The following is a 16,743-nucleotide window of genomic DNA, read 5'->3' on the forward strand; positions in this document are numbered from 1 at the left end:
AAGTGGCTCCTTAGTTGTTAGCGTCCTTCTCTGAATGGTTTTATCGTTAAAAGCACTAACGATAAGGGGTTCCTGATGGTCCAGTCAGATGTCGTGGCCTGCAAAAATTTGATTGATGATCAATGCCGCCGAGAGGCGTTGGTATGAATATTTTATCCCCGAATAACGTTGAACTGGCCGACCTGGCCGTTGTTTCGGTATTCCCGCCGGCTCGTCGTACCCTTCCCGAGATTCTTCGCCGTGGCGCTCAGATCTTTAAAGACAAGCCTCTGCTGATATTCGATGACCATACTATTAGTTATGGCGAAGCCTTGAAAATTGCATCGCGGTCTGCAGCGGCGCTTCGCGCGGCTGGCGTTGTCCCCGGTGACCGTGTCGCGCTTCTGTGTTCAAATCGCGTCGAGTTTATGCAGCTCTATCTCGGCTGCGCCTGGTCGGGCGCTGTTGCCGTGCCGATTAACATCGCTTCACGAGGTATGCAGCTCCAGCATATTCTGGGCAATTGTGGCGCGAAACTGATCGCGGTGGAGAGCTCGCTCGTGCATGTGTTAAATGCGCTTGACTGGACTAACCTGGACGTCGCGAAGATATGGACTATAGGTGATAGGGAAGCAGTATTTCAGGGAAATATTCCCGTCACAGCTTTCGAATTGGGTGACGATATGGAAATCGCCCATGCAAGCGGGCCAGGTGATACCGTGGCAATCCTGTACACCTCTGGAACCACTGGTGCTTCCAAAGGTGTTTGCTGCCCACAGGCGCAATATTTCTGGTGGGGCGTTCATACCGCTTCCTTGCTAGAAATGCAGGAAGACGATGTTCTTTACAGTTGCTTGCCTCTGTTCCACACAAATGCGCTTAACAGCTTTTACCAGGCCCTACTCACTGGCTCTACGCTTGTCGTAGGCCGACGTTTTTCCGTATCGGGCTATGTTGAGGCGCTGCGGCGCCACGGGGCGACAATAACCTACCTCCTGGGCGCGATGGTGCCGATGCTTCTGTCGCGTGATCCAAATGATGACGAACGTGCCCATAACACCCGAATTGCGCTGGCGCCAGGCGTTCCAGCGCAGTTTCACGCAGCTTTCGAAAAGCGGTTTGGAATAGGTCTGATTGACGGATATGGCTCAACCGAAACCAATTTCGCTATCGGTGATAAACTCCCGGATCAGCAGCCCGGTTTTATGGGGAGAGTAAGACCGGGATTTCAGGCAAGGGTAGTCGACGAGTTCGACAATGAGGTGGAGGATGGTGTGCCTGGCGAGCTTGTGCTGCGCGCATCAGAACCGTTTGCTTTCGCTACAGGCTATTTTGGGATGTCTGACAAGACCGTGGAAGCCTGGCGCAATCTTTGGTTTCATTCTGGCGATAGGGTTATCCGCGAGACATGCGGAAGGTTCCGTTTTCTGGACAGGATGAAGGACGCCATCCGGCGCCGCGGAGAGAACATTTCATCATTTGAGGTCGAGCAGGTGGTTACGAGCCATCCGGCTATCGCCAATGCGGCCGTCTTCCCGGTGAATTCGGATCTGGCCGAAGATGAAGTCATGGTCTCGGTGGTCCTGTGTGATGGAGCGCAGTTAACTCCTGAGCAACTGCTGGATTATTGCCAGCCGCGTATGCCCTATTTTGCCGTGCCGCGATTTGTGGATTTCGTTGCCGAGTTGCCGACAACGGAAAACGGCAAGGTACAAAAATTCAAACTGCGGACTTTGGGAGTGGGAGAAACCACTTGGGACCGCGAAGCTGCGGGGTACTTCGTGAAGCGTTGAAGCGCATATCACAACAGGACAGAAAACCTAACAAGGGGAACAACAATGTCTGTCTCTACGCATAAAAATATTCAACACAAGAGGCCGTCGAAGTCACAGATGCGTAAAATTGTGGCCGCTTCAGTCGCGGGGAACGCGCTGGAATGGTACGATTTTTTCCTGTACGGCACAGCCGCAGCTCTTGTTTTTAGCAAACTGTTTTTCCCGGCCGGCACAGATCCGCTTACCGGCACGCTTGCAGCATTTGCCGGCTTTGCGGTCGGTTTTGCCGCGCGCCCGTTTGGCGGGATTGTCTTTGGACATATCGGGGACCGGTTGGGGCGCAAATTTGCTCTTGTGCTTACTCTTTGCATTATGGGTGCTGCAACGTTCTGCATTGGATTGCTGCCAACTTACGACCAGATCGGCATTTGGGCCCCGGCACTTCTTGTTTTCCTCCGCCTTTTGCAGGGAATCGCTGCGGGCGGTGAATGGGGCGGAGGCGTATTAATTATCAGCGAGAATGCTCCTCCCGAGCAACGAGGCCTCTACTCGGCCTGGAGCCAGGTCGGCGTTGCCGCGGGATTTGTCCTTTCCGCGGGTGCGATTTATTTCGCGCAACTGCTTCCCCAGGAGGCGTTCCTCAGCTGGGGCTGGCGCGTTCCATTTCTGGCCAGCATCATCATATTCGCTCTTGGGATCTATATTCGCTCCAATCTACCGGATAGTGCGGAATTTGAGCAGGCGCAGACGGAAAGGAAAACAGAGGCCGAAACTCATTTGCCAATCAAGGAAGTCTTATGTCGGCATCCGCGCGAAGTGCTACTCGCCATGGGGTTACGCGTGGCCGAAAATGGGGGTTCCTATATTTTTTTGGCGTTCGCGCTGGCTTATGGAAAGTTTGTGGGTGCAGACCAGGGCACGATGTTGTTGGGTGTCATTTTGTCCATGACAGTTGCTCTTGGTGCGATGGTTTTCTTTGGACATCTATCGGACAAGATCGGAAGACGTCCCGTGTTCATGTTCGGTGCCATTGGTATTATCTGTGTTGCATTTCCATTCTTCTGGCTTATCGACACACTTTCAACTCCGATGATTCTCCTCGCCTTTCTGATCGGGAATGCTATTTGTCACGCGGCGATGGTGGGCACCATGCCGGCCTTCTTTTCCGAATTGTTCGATCCAGAAGTTCGTTACACAGGCGTTGCTCTAGGACATGAAATTGCGTCAGTATTCGCCGGTGGAATGTCGCCACTGATCGCGACTGCGTTGCTTGCGAGTTTTCAGGCCTCTTGGCCCGTCTCGCTTTTCCTGGTCGGGCTCGGACTTATATCCGTTATCGCTGTTGTCTTTTCGAAGGAAACATCTTCTGGGTCCATAGAGGTGCAGAATGCCTCAGTTGAGAGGACTACGGGCTGATGTCGCGGCGTCTGGATTATAAAGGTGTAGTGCTGGCTACGCCGGTAAGTGTGCCTTACGAACGCTTTTCGGACCGGACGGCTCATTACTGGATTGGACGGGCTCTTCGCCTTCTTCTGGAACAGTCTAGTTTCGCAAAAGCTGCTGTCGATGGATTGTCCGTTGCAAGTTTTTCACTTGGACCGGACAGTGCTGTCGCGCTGACCCAGCACTTCGGCTTTTGTACGCGATGGCTTGATCATGTGCCGATGGGCGGCGCGAGCGGTGTTGTGAGTTTGCGAAGGGCTGCACGTGCTGTTCAATCTGGTGACGCTGATATTGTCGCTTGTGTCGCTGGTGACACCAATCCACGCGATGGTTTTCGTGACTTGGTGCGAAACTTCTCGCGGTTTTCGCAAGACGCGGTTTATCCCTATGGTGCGGCGGGGCCGAATGGCAGTTTTGCTTTTCTTACAGACCACTACATGCGCAAGTTCGGGGCAACTCGTGAGGACTTCGGCAAGATCAGTGTGTCTCAACGGGAAAATGCGCTTCGCTATCCGCATGCGCTGATGAAAAAGCCATTAAGCCTGGATGATTATCTGAATTCTCGTATGATAGCTGACCCTATCTGCCTTTTCGACTGTGTTATGCCCTGTGCGGGTGCTGAGGCTTTTCTGGTTATGCGTGAAGAGGCGGCGTTGGCTCAAGGATTGGAGTATGTCCATCTTCGCTCCGCAATCGAACGGCACAATGCCTTTTCTGAAGACCCTATCCAGGAGCGGGGAGGATGGGCCCTTGACCGTGAAGAACTGTGGGCAATGGCGTCCTGTAGTCCATCGGATATGGATCTGGTTCAGACCTACGACGACTATCCAGTTATTGTAATGATGCAGCTTGAAGATCTGGGTTTTTGCCAAAAAGGTGAAGCCAAGGAATTTGTGCGATCTCACGTAATGACTGTTGGCGGTGATTTTCCACACAACACATCGGGCGGACAGTTATCGGTGGGCCAGGCTGGGGCTGCGGGAGGACATATGGGCATTGTTGAAGCTCTTCGTCAGCTTACCGGTACAGCTCTCACCAATCAGGTGAAGGGCGCGCGCCGCGCGCTGATATCTGGCTTTGGAATGATCAACTATGATCGCGGGCTATGCTCGGGAGCCGCAATCCTTGAAGGGATGGGGCAATGACACATCCGGTATCCACCACATGCAGTACAACCGAGATGCAGGATGCAGGCGTTAGACAGAAAAGCTTCCAACTGCAAAGGTGCTTGGAATGTTATGAATTTCAGTATCCGGCGCGGGACGCTTGCGTCAATTGTCTGTCGGGTAGTCTTAAATGGACCGAGACGAGTGACAGAGGCACCATTCTGGCACAAACATCTATACACGTAAGCACGGAGCAGTATTTCAGAGCAAAAATGCCCATAACCACTTGTCTTGTGAAGCTCGATTGTGGGCCGATTGTGATCTGTTTTGGGGCAAATAAAACAAAACCGGGTGACAACGTGAGATTGTCGATCGAAAAGCGTTATAATGACAAAGATGTGTATGCCGCTGTGTCCTTGTGAATAAATAAATTATCTTTGTTAGGCAAGATATATTAAGCGTTCAAATCTACGTTAATCAGTATGCGCCGTCTCTGCCCCATTGATTTTGGGTTTGCGCTTGAACTTTTGAGGTTTCGATCATTCGATGAATGAGCGTATATGTTACTCACAAATGAGCAAATTTTGCTCTCATTCAATCGGCGTGCATATGCCCACGGCATCAGGGCGTCGATGTTTCTGACGGGGTGACCGTTGGCGAAGCTGGTGAAGAGATCGCGCAGATAGGCATAGGGCTCGACGTCGTTCATCTTGCAAGTGCCGATGAGATTGGCGAACCGGGCCCAATTGCGGCCACCTTCATCGTGACCCGCAAAAAGCGCATTACGACGGTTCATGGCCGGGCTGCGGATGGCAATTTCGACCAGGTTGGAATCTATGTCGACATTGCCGTCGTCCAGGAACAGCCGGAAGCCGTCTTAACGTCGGAGCATGTAGTTCAATGCCTGGCCCAAGTCGGATTTGCGCGAGACGCGCATTGCCTGGGCCGTGAGCCAGGCGAAGAATTCATCCACCAGAGGCTGGGACCAAACACCTAGGCAAGGTCAGCAGGCAGCACATCGGCAGGGATGTTCTGGTAGCTGACGGGGCGCAGGAAGCGACGGATGGACATGGTTCCGACGCTGGTTGCACCGAAATTGGTGCTGGCCGGGTAGGGGCCGCCATGAACCATCGAATCAACCACTTCCACGCCGGTCGGGAAACCGTTGGCCAGAACGCGTCCGGCCTTGCGCTCAAGAACCGGCAAAAGCTTGCGCGCGTCTGCGGCGTCGTCCTTGTCCATATGCAGGGTAGCGGTCAGCTGGCCTTCAAAGCCCTTGGCCAGATGCACCATGTCATCGACCGACTTGACGCGAACGACAACGCCCAGCGGACCGAACACTTCCTCACCGATGGTATGGTCGCCAAGGAAAGCTTCCCCGGTCGTCTCATAGAGATTGGGTGAGGCTTCACGGCCCTTGCTTTCGGTGGTCAGCACCGGCTTGACGGAGTTGCGGCTGTCGAAATGCGCCTTACCGTTCTGATAGGCCTTGGCGATACCATCGGTCAGCATGACCTGCGGCGCAACCTTTTCCAGAGCGTTGCGGGTTGACTGCACAAAGCTGTCGGCTTCCGAACCATCGATAACCACGGCGATGCCCGGATTGGTGCAGAACTGACCGGCACCCATGGTCAACGATCCAGCCCAGCCTTCGCCGAGCGACGAGGCGCGTGCCTTCATGGCTTCCGGCAGCAGGAACATCGGATTGACCGAGCCAAGCTCGCCGAAGAAAGGAATCGGTTCCGGACGCTGTGCGCACAGATTGAACAGAGCGCGACCACCGCCGAGCGAACCGGTAAAGCCGACTGCCTTGATGAGCGGATGCGTGACGAGTGCTTCGCCGACCTTGCGGTCACCGCCCTGAATGAGGCTGAACACGCCCTTCGGCATGCCGGTCTTGGCAATGGCGGCCTGAATGGCGTCAGCGACGATTTCGCCGGTGCCAGGATGGGCGGAATGGCCCTTCACAACCACCGGGCAGCCCGCGGCAAGGGCGGCTGCGGTGTCACCGCCCGCAGTCGAGAAAGCGAGCGGAAAGTTGGAGGCGCCGAAAACGGCGACCGGGCCGATCGGGCGCTGCATCAGGCGGATTTCCGGACGCGCTGCAGGCTTGCGGTCGGGCAGGGCCTCATCGACGCGACGGTCGAGATAATCGGCCTTGCGAATATGATTGGCAAAAAGGCGCAACTGGCCGGTGGTGCGTCCGCGCTCGCCTTCAAGACGGCCGGTCGGCAGGCCGGTTTCCTGCGTGCCGATTTCTGTGATGGCCGCAGCACGGGCTTCAATTTCGTCGGCAATAGCTTCGAGGAAGAGGGCGCGTTCTTCGCGGCTTGTATAACCATAGGTCCAGAAGGCGTCTTCCGCTGCTTCGCAGGCGCGCGCTACCAGAGCGGGCGTACCAACCGCGAATTCATGCGATGGGCCTGTTGCCGGTGTTGAAGCGAACGTTGTCTCCCCCGCAACCCACTTGCCAGCTATCAGGTGTTGTCCATGGGGTTTCCAGCTCATCTCAATTCCTTTCCGTAGCAATCACCGCATTGCGATCTGTATTTTCACATCCGTCGGATGAGCCATATCCGCCCGCTTGAATGCTGCAACGCTATCCTTGAAGTCATATGTCGCAGAGATCATTGGCTTCACATCAATCTTGCCTTCACCCAACAACGCAATGGCGCGTTCATAGACATTTGCGTAGCGAAAGACTGTGACGAGTCGGATTTCCTTGACCTGCAATGAGACGATATCGATAGGTACCGCTTTTTCAGGCATGCCCACACAAGCCAATGTACCCCCTGGACGAATGCAATCGGCAATGCCATCAAATGCTTTGGCAGCGCCTGAGCATTCATAGACAATATCGACGCCCCAGCCATCGGTCAGACATCGAACCTGGTCCCTCATGGAACCATCACCTGCATGAAGTGGCTGGATGCCTGTATAGCAAGCAGCAATATCGAGCTTTTGTGACGCAGGATCGAAGATCAGGACGCGCGAACACCCGGCGGACAATGCGCTGAGCGCCACAAGAATGCCGATCGGGCCCGCTCCGAGGACAAGAGCGACATCGCCAGCCGCCACGCCCGTCTTATGAACCGCCTGCAGGCCCACCGCCAAAGGTTCGATCATTGCGCCTTCGGCGAAAGAGACATTGTCGGGCAGTTTATAAGTCAAGTTTGCCGGGTGCACGACGTCTGGTGTCAGACATCCGTGAACCGGCGGAGTGGCCCAGAAAGTGAGGGACGGATCAAGATTATAAAGTCCGATGCGGCTCGGCCGGCTCGCAAAATCAGGGACGCCCGGCTCAACGCAGACCCGGTCGCCCACCGTAAGATTGTGAACATTTGCACCACAGGCAATGACAGTGCCAGCTCCCTCATGGCCGAGGATCATCGGTTTCTTAACGATGAATGGACCGATGCTGCCATGCCGATAATAGTGAACATCGCTGCCACATATGCCAACGACATCCATCGCGATGCGCACATCGCAATCGCCAAGCGTCAAATCGATATCGATATCGCGCAAAGCCAGTTCGCGTGTCTTTTCCAGAACAAGTGCGAGAGCCATGTTAATCCTAGATACTTGTATAGCCAGCGTCTGCAGTGACAATCGAGCCAGTCATCAGGCTTGAGGCGTCTGAGGCAAGGAACTGGACGATGGAGGCGATCTCCTCCGGTTTGCCCATGCGACCAGTGGGGGTCAGGTCGAGCCAGCGCTCAACCAGCCCCGGCTGATTTTCAAGTCCATGCAACAATGGCGTTTCGATATAGGTTGGCGCAACCGCATTTACCCTGACACCTCGTTTGGCCCATTCGACTGCGAGCGAGCGTGTGAGGTGGTGTACCCCGGCTTTCGAGGCGTTGTAGTGACACTGTGGCTGCGGTACATTGACGATATGTGCCGACATCGAACCGATATTGATGATCGAACCCTTGCCATTTTCCAGCATTCGACGTCCAAAGGCCCGACAGGTGCGGAATACGCCACTGAGATTGACCTCAATGACACGATCCCATTGATCATCGGTCATGTCTTCAGCAGCGACATTGTTGACGATACCTGCATTGCAGACGAGCACGTCAAGCGGCGGTAAGTCATTCGCCAGCGCGTTCAACTGAACGCTGTCAGTAACATCGAGCTGCCGGGCGGTTGCAGACCCACCGATTTCTCCCGCGGTGGTTTCGGCGCGTGACAGATCAATATCCGTGCAGACCACCGTCGCCCCGGTTTGCGCCAGTGCCTGCGCACATGCTGCACCTATTCCCTGACCGGATCCTGTTACCAGTGCCAGCCGACCGCTCAAATCCATTCTTGCACGATAGGACATTTTGTTCTGCCGTTCCTAAATCAAACCGCGTTTGGCCATGTCCCGCATCAGCGAGCGCATACCGTAAGCCCATGGACGCGCCTTGTCCGACGTCGTGACCACATTGCGCAGGGTTCCAAGCGTTGGCGTCGAAATCTCGACGACGTCACCTTCCTTGTGGGTGAAGCCGCTGCCTTTTTCCGCACGATCCTGCGTGGGAGCAAACATGGTTCCCAAAAATAGCAGGAATCCATCAGGATATTGATGGCTGGCATTGATGGTCTGTGCGACCAGATCGGCAGGTCTCCGGCTGATCTCGGCCATATTGGAGCGCCCTGACATTTCAAAGCCGTCTTCTCCTTTGACGGACAGTTCAAGTGTTGCAATCTCAATGTCACCGAGCGTAAATCCAGCGTCAAACAGGCGAATGAACGGGCCGATGGCGCAGGAAGCATTATTATCCTTGGCCTTGCCGAGGAGGAGCGCTGATCGACCTTCAACGTCGCGCAGATTGACGTCATTTCCAAGTGTAGCGCCACGTATATTGCCGTTTTTGTCTACCGCGAGCACGATTTCGGGTTCGGGGTTGTTCCACTTCGAAATCCGGTTGACGCCGACTTGCGCGCCATGGCCAACGGCAGACATGGGCTGCGATTTGGTGAAGACCTCAGCGTCAGGTCCAATACCCACTTCAAGATATTGCGACCAAAGCCCTTCTTTCTCCAAGGCAGTCTTTACCTCAACTGCCTGCTCAGAGCCAGCGCGTATGTTGGACAGGCTTCCGCCGATCAGTTCACCGATGCGCTTGCGGATCGCGTCGGCTTTTGCCGGGTCGCCTGACGTCCGCTCATCGATGACGCGCTCGATCATGCTTTGCGCAAAAGTGACCCCACATGCCTTAAGCGCCTGGAAATCACAAGGGGCAAGCCATGAATGGCGAGGTGATCCGTAACCAGTTTCGTACGGAGAAAGAACGAAATCATCAGGCTTGCCGAGCTTTTCGCCCTGTAGACCATCAAAGCGTACTGCGGGATCATTGTCGAGGAAGTCGCTAACTGAGATCACCGAGTTTGTGACATCAATCACTTCACCATCGCGAATGATGACGACACTGGGCGCTGACAGATCGGCGCGCCATACACGCCCGACCAGGCGGGCCTTTTCATGAGAATCGGGAAGCATGCTTCTCCTCCTTATATGTAGTAAAACTATTTAGTTTGTTACTGTTTCGTCAAGGTGTAATCAGCCTTTGCTGCGGACATCCTTGCCGACTTCGACCGGAATCCACAGCGAATATCGTTGGAAAGTCACTATATTTAACTGTTTTTGTCACCTAAAATGTTTTCCTGCCGCCGGTCTCTTTTTTCGGATTGGCAAACCAGACACAACGCGATATGTAGTTATGCTATATCAACGATCCTTGTGAACGTTGACGGCTCGGAATTGGGTGGAGAAAATCATGACCGATGCGATCCTATCGCGGCTTGATGGCAAGCTGTTCATCGACGGAAAATTCATAGAAGGACGCGGCGCGCGTATCGACGTCGAGAATCCGGCGCGTGGCGAAGTCATTGGGCAGATTGCGGCAACGACGCCCGAAGAAATCGAGCAGGCAGTCGCCAGCGCGCGGGTTGCATTTCGTTCTTGGTCCAAGGTTCCGGCCAGGGAGCGGTCACAAGCTCTCCACAGGCTCGGCGACCTGATATCCGCCGATGCCCCGCGCATGGCCCAGATCATGACGCTGGAACAGGGCAAACCGCTCAATGAAGCCAAAGGCGAAATCCTCAAACTGGCCGAAGCCTGCCACTTTTATGGCGAGGAGGCGGTGCGCGTCCTGGGCGAAATCGTACCCAACGATCAGAACGGTTATCAAAGCCAGGTCATCCGCGAACCGATCGGCGTGGTCGGTGCAATTACACCCTGGAATTATCCTGCTGAGCTTGTTGGGTGGAAACTTTGCGCAAGCCTTGCTGCTGGTTGCACGATCATCATCAAGCCGGCAGAAATCACACCCTTTACCGCCCTGGCCATTGCTGAAAAGGTGACGGAGGCCAGGATGCCAGCAGGCGTCGTCAATGTCTTAACCGGCAAGGGCTCGCTCGTTGGCCAGGCACTCGTCGAGCATCCTGACGTTGACAAGATCGCCTTTACCGGCTCAAGCGCGGTTGGCCTTCATATCCAGAAGTCCTGTCCAACCGTAAAGCGCCTTTCATTGGAGCTTGGTGGCAATTGTCCGCTCATCATAGCCGCCAGCGCCGACATTGATGCGGCAGTGAAGGGGGCCGTGCGCCGTTCCTTCCGCAATATGGGGCAGATTTGCATTGCAATTAATCGTATCTATGTGGCGCGCCCGCTGTACGAGACTTTTCTCGAAAAATTCGCGGTTGCCGCCAACGCATTGACCATCGGCGACGGTCTGCTCGAACCGGCTGCCGATATTGGGTCCATGGCTTCGCTTGCGCCCCTTGAAAAAACGCGCGAGCACCTGGCTGATGCATTGCAAAAAGGTGCAAGGCTCCTCGCCGGCGGCAAGGCGCCGGAAGGTGAAAAATTTGCCAGGGGGTTCTTCTTTTGCCCAACCATTGTCGCCGACTGTACTCATGAAATGAAGGTCATGAGTGAGGAAACCTTTGGTCCGCTTGTCGGTGTGGCGCCTTTCGACGGGCTGGAAGAGGCTGCGGCCCTAGCAAATGATACGCCTTATGGGCTTGCATCTTATGTCTATGCGCGCGACTTGCAGGAGATCTATCGGCTATCAAGCGACCTTGATTACGGTAATGTCGCCATCAACAATGTCGACGCGGGTATCATGAACGCGCCTTATGGAGGTCGTAAGCAAAGCGGCATCGGCTATGAGCATGGCCGGGAAGGCTTGCTGGAATATTTCAATTTCAAGCATATCCGCCTGCATCACGGCGTCGGAGCCTGACTTCATGACGTCCGCACTTCTAGGTATCGACATCGGAACTTCGGGCTGCAAAGCGCTGCTAGTGTCCGTCGAAGGCGATATTCTGGCCTCCAGCACCGCCACCTACGCGCTGTCGCAGCCTCGTGCCGGTTGGACCGAACAAGATCCCGCCCTTTGGATTGAGGGTGCGCGCAAGGCAGTGGCAAGCGTGATGGCGCAGTGCCCGGAGATTGAACTTCTCTGTGTCGGCCTTTCGGGTCAAATGCATGGCCTTACACCGCTTGACGAAAATAGAAAAATTCTGCGTCCGGCAATTTTGTGGAACGATCAGCGCAACGCTGCTGAAGTGGAGGAAATCACAGCAAAGGCTGGCGGGCTGGATGCTCTGATCGGCCAGACTGGCAATCGCATGCTGGTCGGTTATACCGGGGGCAAAATCGTCTGGATGAAAAATCATGAGCCGGATCTCTTTGCAAAACTGCATCATGTGCTCAACCCCAAAGATTATCTGCGCCTGGTTTTGACGGGAGAACTCGCAACGGAAGTATCGGATGCGTCTGGCACCGGGCTTTTCGATGTGCAACAGCGCAAATGGGCATCGGGGCTGATCGAGACGCTCGATATTGACCCTTCTTTCTTACCGGACTGCCATGAATCTCATGAGATTTCCGGTCGCATCAACGCATCTGGCGCAGCACTCTTCGGGCTTCCGGTAGGGGTACCTGTAGCGGGCGGCGGCGGCGACAGTGTCATTCAGACCATTGGTTCAGGCGTGATCGAACCCGGTCAGTTGCAAACAACAATCGGTACTGCTGGTATTCTGGCAGCGGCCCTGGATAAGCCCGTTCCAAGCGCGGACGGTCGCATCCAGATGTTCTGCAATGTCGCCCCTGCAAAATGGCATGCCATGGGCGTATCCCTGAGTGCGGGCGGAGCAATGGGTTGGTTCCGGTCAATCCTTGCCGATACCGGGCATGGTGACGATCTTACCTTCGATGCGGTAGCAAAAGCTGCTGCCTCCAGCACTCCAGGTGCGCGCGGACTATTATTCCTGCCTTATCTCAACGGTGAACGTTGTCCGCATCCAGATCCCGCAGCACGCGGTGCCCTCATCGGTCTCACAGCACGCCACACACTTGGCGATGTCTCGCGTAGTGTCATGGAAGGCGTTGTTCACGCCTTTTATGACATGCATGCGCTGATGAAATCTATGGGGATCGTGGGCCGGGTGATCAAGGCATCTGGCGGCGGCGCCCGATCACTATTGTGGCGACAAATTCAGGCCGACATGTTCGGTTGTGATGTGGTGACGACAGAAGGTGCTGCGGAAGGCGGGGCTTTTGGCGCGGCACTGGTGGCGGGAGTGGGAGTGGGCGTATGGAAGGACACGACTGAGGCAGCTGGCATCTTGCGCGTATTGACGTGTCAGAAGGCTGATCGTGCTGATAGTGCCGTCTATCACAGGGCACATGAAATCTATCGAGGGCTTTATCCTGCACTCTCCCGGAGCTTCCACGCTCTCGGCGATCCCGTTTTTGCTGGCTGACCGTCGAACAGGTCCAACCAAAGGATTTTTCGAGTTATGAAACAATATTCAGCTTTGATCTTCGATCTGGATGGAACGCTGATCGATAGTGCGCCGGACATCACCGCAGCGGTGAATGTCTATATGGTGTCCAAGGGCTGGCCAGCACTATCCGTCGAATATGTCGAAACCTTTATCGGCAATGGTCCACGCCGCTTGTTGAAGGACATATTCATTGATCAGGGCCTGCCCTTTGACGATGCAACCGTGGATGCTGCGGTTCAAAGCTATATTGAAAACTATCATCGCAACCCAGCCGAGAAGACACGTTTCTTCAGCCACGTTCGCGAAGATCTGCAAAGCCTGCATGCTGCCGGTTTTAGGTTGGGCATCTGCACCAACAAGCCCCACGCCTTGACTCAGGAAATTTTGAAAATCCTCGAGCTCGATCGCCTCATCGAGGTGGCGCTTGGTGCAGACGCGGTGCCAGCCTGCAAGCCCGATCCTGGCCATCTGCGCGCCGTTGTCGAGCGCATGAATCTTAACGGTGCCAACTGGGCCTATGTCGGCGACACCAATGTCGACAAGGCGACGGCGGAGGGCGCGGGGGCCACTTTCTTCGTCGTGCCGTGGGGCGGTGGAGCGGATGTAAATGTCGAGCCGCATCAACGGCTTGCGCGTATCGCCGATCTCATGGAGTATCGTTCACATTAAATAGTGGGACGACGAAGGAACCAATTTCATGACGGTTAGCCTGTTACAGCGCATATTCCATGAAACAGACGGCATGGGGGCCGCCGAACGGCGTATCGCCGAATTTGTGAGCACGTCTCCAGGCGAGGTCATTCATATGAGCATGGCCAAATTGTCCGAGCGCTGTTCGGTCAGTGATCCGACCATCATGCGCTTTTGCCGCCGATTCGGTTTCGATGGCTATCAGGATTTCAAGCTGCATCTGGCACAAAGCCTCGTTCCTTCTGCACCCTTCGCCTATGAACAGATCATCCCCAATGACGGCATAGAGAATATTGTCCGCAAGACCTGTCGCAATTCCCTCAACGCCATCCAGCGTGCTCTCGAGGATCTCATTCCCCAGCAGGTTGAACAGGCTGCCCTGCTTTTGCGCGATGCCGCATGGACCGGTATCTACGCCAGCGGTATTTCTGAAGTCACAGCGATTGATGCCGAACACAAGTTCCAGCGCCTCGGCATGCGGTGTGCGGCGGTCATGGGGCGCAAGAAGCAGTGGATGCATGTCGAAGGTTCGCGACCGCACGAAGTCGCGCTGATCTTTTCGCAGTCTGGTCACACCAAGCAGATGGTGGAGCTGGCCATTGCAGCAAGAGCAGGGGGCGCGCGTGTCGTGTCGATCACCGCAGCCGAAAGTCCGCTCGCCCGTGTCACGGACGCGCTGATTGCCGTTCGTCCCTACGATCAGACCGAGTTGATGACACCGCTCGCATCGCGCCTCAATCATCATCTCGTCGTCAATATGCTCGTCACGGCAATTGCAGTGTCAAGCGGCAGCGAATTTCCCGATCAACTGCCAGCCCTCGATTCCTGGCTGACAGACAAGATACGGGACTAATGATCTAAACAACCGCCGCAGTCGTCCATCACGGCTCCGGCCAATCGGCAGGAAAGACAAATGTCCGCAGAGCAGAATGAAGCCAAGAAAGTCGCAGGCCGCCGGGTCATTGAAGAATTTGTGCGAGACGGCATGAAGCTTGGCCTTGGATCGGGAACCACCTCGCATTTCTTTGTGCGTGAGCTGGGGAAATATGTGGCCGATGGCATGAAGCTGACCTGCACCACAACGTCACGTTCGACAATCGATGTCGCGCGGGAAGTGGGTATCGCCATTACGGATCCAAACGAAATTGGCGAGATCGATCTCACCATCGATGGGCCGGACGAGATCGACCGCCAGTTCAACATGATCAAGGGCGGCGGTGCGTGCCTCTTGTGGGAAAAGATCATCGCACATGCATCAAAGCAGATGATTACGGTTTGCGATGAAACAAAAATCGTCGACACGCTCGGGGGCTTTCCTCTCCCCGTGGAGGTTGTGCAGTTTGCGTGGAAACAGACTGAGCGGATGGTGGATCGCATTTTGCACGAACATGGAATTACTGCCGAGATCGCCCGCCGCATGAGTGACGGTCAGCCTGTGGTAACCGATAGCGGCAATTTCATCCTTGATTGCAAATGTGGCGCGATCACCAAACCGGCTCCCCTCGAAACTGAACTCAACCGCATACCCGGCGTCGTCGAAAATGGCCTGTTTACAAGAGAATCCGCCGGTATGGTGGTCGGTTGTTTCGACGGCACATCCTACGTCAAGTTGCGATAATCTAGTAAAACTTCAAATGGACTGATGTGGCTGGATCCTGTCTGGGCTCCAGATAATCCTAATTTGCGCCGAAAATTGGCATAAGATGACGATTCTTCGGTCTGGGAGGTGCCGTTTAACCTGAATTTTTCTGAATCAGCTTGACAAGCTTGCTGCACATGTAGTGAAACTATATAAATGCACTTTGGGAGGTGAATATGGGTATCGATCTTAAACTCAACCGGCGCCACGTTCTGGTAGGGGGGCTCGCACTTGGAGCGGCGGCATTTGCCGGCCGCGAGGCATTCGCGCAAGACCGCGTCTTTCTGCCGTTCAGCAACAAAAGTCTTGACTACTATTTTTTCGTTATCGAGGAAGAGGCGGTAAAGCGTGCTGTCGAAAGCCGCAAATGGTCGTTCCAGGCAACCAATGCCAATTTCGACAATACAAAGCAGCTCGAACAATGGCAGAGCCTGATGCTGTCCCAGCCTGTCGGTCTGGTTGCCGATCCGATTGATAGCCAGGCGATCGTGAGCGCGATCCGCCGCTACAATCAGAAAAAGATACCCGTCGCCATCATCGATACGCCTGCAGATGGCGGGGATGTCGCTATCACCGTCAGCTTCGACAACTATCAGGGCGGTGTCATGGCCGCACGCGAGATCATCGATCGGTTGACCAAAAAGCACGGTAGCCCGCGCGGCAAGGTCCTCAATTGCTATGGAGCACTTGCGAGCGTCGCCTGGCGTCAACGCAAGGAAGGAATGGACGCCGAATTCGCCAAGTATCCTGACATAACCTATATCAGCCGACCCACCGAAGGTCAGCTTGATCAAATGCTTTCCGTAACGTTGTCGACGCTTTCCGAACATCCCGATCTTGATGCCGTTCATGCTCCCAGCGACTCGCCCGCACGCGGCATCACAACTGCCCTGCAGCAAAAGAATCGCTGGAAAAAGGTCGGTGAGGAAGGCCACGTGATTTTCGTCACCATCGATGGCGAGCCGGTTGCAGTCAGAGGCATTCAGGACGGTTACATGGACGCCTGCGTGTCACAAGACCCTATTGCCTATGGTGAGATTGCCGTGGAACTCTTGGAAAAGCACGCAATGAAGGGCGAGGAAGTGCCGCTTGGCGCGTATGAAAATAAGAAATATTTTTGGGAGAAGGGCGAGATCGTCAAGGGTGATACCGGTCCAACCCTCATCATTCCACCTTTCGTCATCAATGGCGACAATGCTGCCGACAAGCGCCACTGGGGCTACGTCGCAGAAAAGGAATGGGGCGTTCCTTATACCTGATCGTGACATACGACGCCCGCGCAACAAGGGTGGGCGTCGTTTCGCATTTGATTGGCGTGCGGTCGCAG

The 16,743-nt window shown here is 55.0% G+C and carries 14 protein-coding genes and 1 pseudogene; 10 read left to right on the forward strand and 5 right to left on the reverse strand.

Annotation, left to right across the window (positions count from 1 at the left end; all coding sequences use genetic code 11):
- The first annotated feature begins 143 nt into the window (after positions 1-143).
- From FHW00_RS20005 to FHW00_RS20020, 4 genes are read left to right on the forward strand one after another with little or no spacing between them, the layout of a single operon-like run.
- Positions 144-1,772, forward strand: coding sequence for an ATP-dependent acyl-CoA ligase (locus FHW00_RS20005; RefSeq protein WP_078340300.1), 1,629 nt, complete (start codon positions 144-146; stop codon positions 1,770-1,772).
- 45 nt (positions 1,773-1,817) lie between these two features.
- Positions 1,818-3,170, forward strand: coding sequence for an MFS transporter (locus FHW00_RS20010; RefSeq protein ID WP_078340293.1), 1,353 nt, complete (start codon positions 1,818-1,820; stop codon positions 3,168-3,170).
- Entirely contained in the window at positions 3,170-4,342 is a 1,173-nt protein-coding gene (locus FHW00_RS20015) for a thiolase family protein (protein ID WP_078340294.1), read from the forward strand. The genes FHW00_RS20010 and FHW00_RS20015 overlap by 1 nt, the downstream gene beginning before the upstream one ends.
- A 35-nt stretch (positions 4,343-4,377) precedes the next feature.
- Positions 4,378-4,725 (forward strand): Zn-ribbon domain-containing OB-fold protein, encoded by a 348-nt coding sequence (locus FHW00_RS20020; protein ID WP_445557984.1) that lies wholly within the window; start codon positions 4,378-4,380, stop codon positions 4,723-4,725.
- 161 nt (positions 4,726-4,886) lie between these two features.
- Here FHW00_RS20020 and FHW00_RS20025 read toward each other — a convergent pair.
- From FHW00_RS20025 to FHW00_RS20045, 5 genes and pseudogenes are all read right to left on the reverse strand, one after another.
- Positions 4,887-5,288: pseudogene (locus FHW00_RS20025) on the reverse strand (IS66 family transposase); the annotation flags it as partial.
- Positions 5,289-5,296: 8 nt separating this feature from the next.
- Positions 5,297-6,811, reverse strand: coding sequence for an aldehyde dehydrogenase (NADP(+)) (locus FHW00_RS20030; RefSeq protein WP_182514687.1), 1,515 nt, complete (start codon positions 6,809-6,811; stop codon positions 5,297-5,299).
- A 21-nt stretch (positions 6,812-6,832) separates the two neighbouring features.
- Complete coding sequence (locus FHW00_RS20035) at positions 6,833-7,870, reverse strand: NAD(P)-dependent alcohol dehydrogenase (RefSeq protein WP_078341178.1); 1,038 nt, start codon at positions 7,868-7,870, stop codon at positions 6,833-6,835.
- A 7-nt stretch (positions 7,871-7,877) separates the two neighbouring features.
- Complete coding sequence (locus FHW00_RS20040; protein WP_078341179.1) at positions 7,878-8,630, reverse strand: SDR family NAD(P)-dependent oxidoreductase; 753 nt, start codon at positions 8,628-8,630, stop codon at positions 7,878-7,880.
- Between the two features lie 15 nt (positions 8,631-8,645).
- On the reverse strand, positions 8,646-9,791 hold the full coding sequence (locus FHW00_RS20045; protein WP_078341180.1) for a fumarylacetoacetate hydrolase family protein: 1,146 nt from the start codon (positions 9,789-9,791) through the stop codon (positions 8,646-8,648).
- A gap of 277 nt (positions 9,792-10,068) precedes the next feature.
- Between FHW00_RS20045 and FHW00_RS20050 the strand changes: the two genes are divergently transcribed.
- The 6 genes from FHW00_RS20050 (at position 10,069) to FHW00_RS20075 (ending at position 16,675) form a co-directional block, all read left to right on the forward strand.
- Positions 10,069-11,538, forward strand: coding sequence for an aldehyde dehydrogenase family protein (locus FHW00_RS20050; RefSeq protein ID WP_078341181.1), 1,470 nt, complete (start codon positions 10,069-10,071; stop codon positions 11,536-11,538).
- A gap of 4 nt (positions 11,539-11,542) precedes the next feature.
- Positions 11,543-13,063 carry a xylulokinase gene (gene xylB, locus FHW00_RS20055; protein WP_078341182.1) on the forward strand — a complete coding sequence of 507 codons (1,521 nt, stop codon included), beginning with the start codon at positions 11,543-11,545 and terminating at the stop codon, positions 13,061-13,063.
- A 36-nt stretch (positions 13,064-13,099) separates the two neighbouring features.
- The gene (locus FHW00_RS20060) at positions 13,100-13,756 is read left to right on the forward strand and encodes an HAD-IA family hydrolase (RefSeq protein WP_078341183.1); all 657 of its coding nucleotides are present in this window, start codon (positions 13,100-13,102) and stop codon (positions 13,754-13,756) included.
- A 28-nt stretch (positions 13,757-13,784) separates the two neighbouring features.
- The gene (locus tag FHW00_RS20065; RefSeq protein WP_078341184.1) at positions 13,785-14,630 is read left to right on the forward strand and encodes a MurR/RpiR family transcriptional regulator; all 846 of its coding nucleotides are present in this window, start codon (positions 13,785-13,787) and stop codon (positions 14,628-14,630) included.
- 60 nt (positions 14,631-14,690) lie between these two features.
- Positions 14,691-15,395: a ribose 5-phosphate isomerase A gene (gene rpiA, locus FHW00_RS20070; RefSeq protein WP_078341185.1), complete on the forward strand. Its 705-nt coding sequence runs from the start codon at positions 14,691-14,693 to the stop codon at positions 15,393-15,395.
- A 197-nt stretch (positions 15,396-15,592) separates the two neighbouring features.
- On the forward strand, positions 15,593-16,675 hold the full coding sequence (locus tag FHW00_RS20075; RefSeq protein ID WP_078341186.1) for a sugar ABC transporter substrate-binding protein: 1,083 nt from the start codon (positions 15,593-15,595) through the stop codon (positions 16,673-16,675).
- Positions 16,676-16,743 lie beyond the last annotated feature (68 nt).

It is taken from the genome of Ochrobactrum sp. P6BSIII, assembly GCF_014138065.1.
Taxonomy (GTDB): domain Bacteria; phylum Pseudomonadota; class Alphaproteobacteria; order Rhizobiales; family Rhizobiaceae; genus Brucella.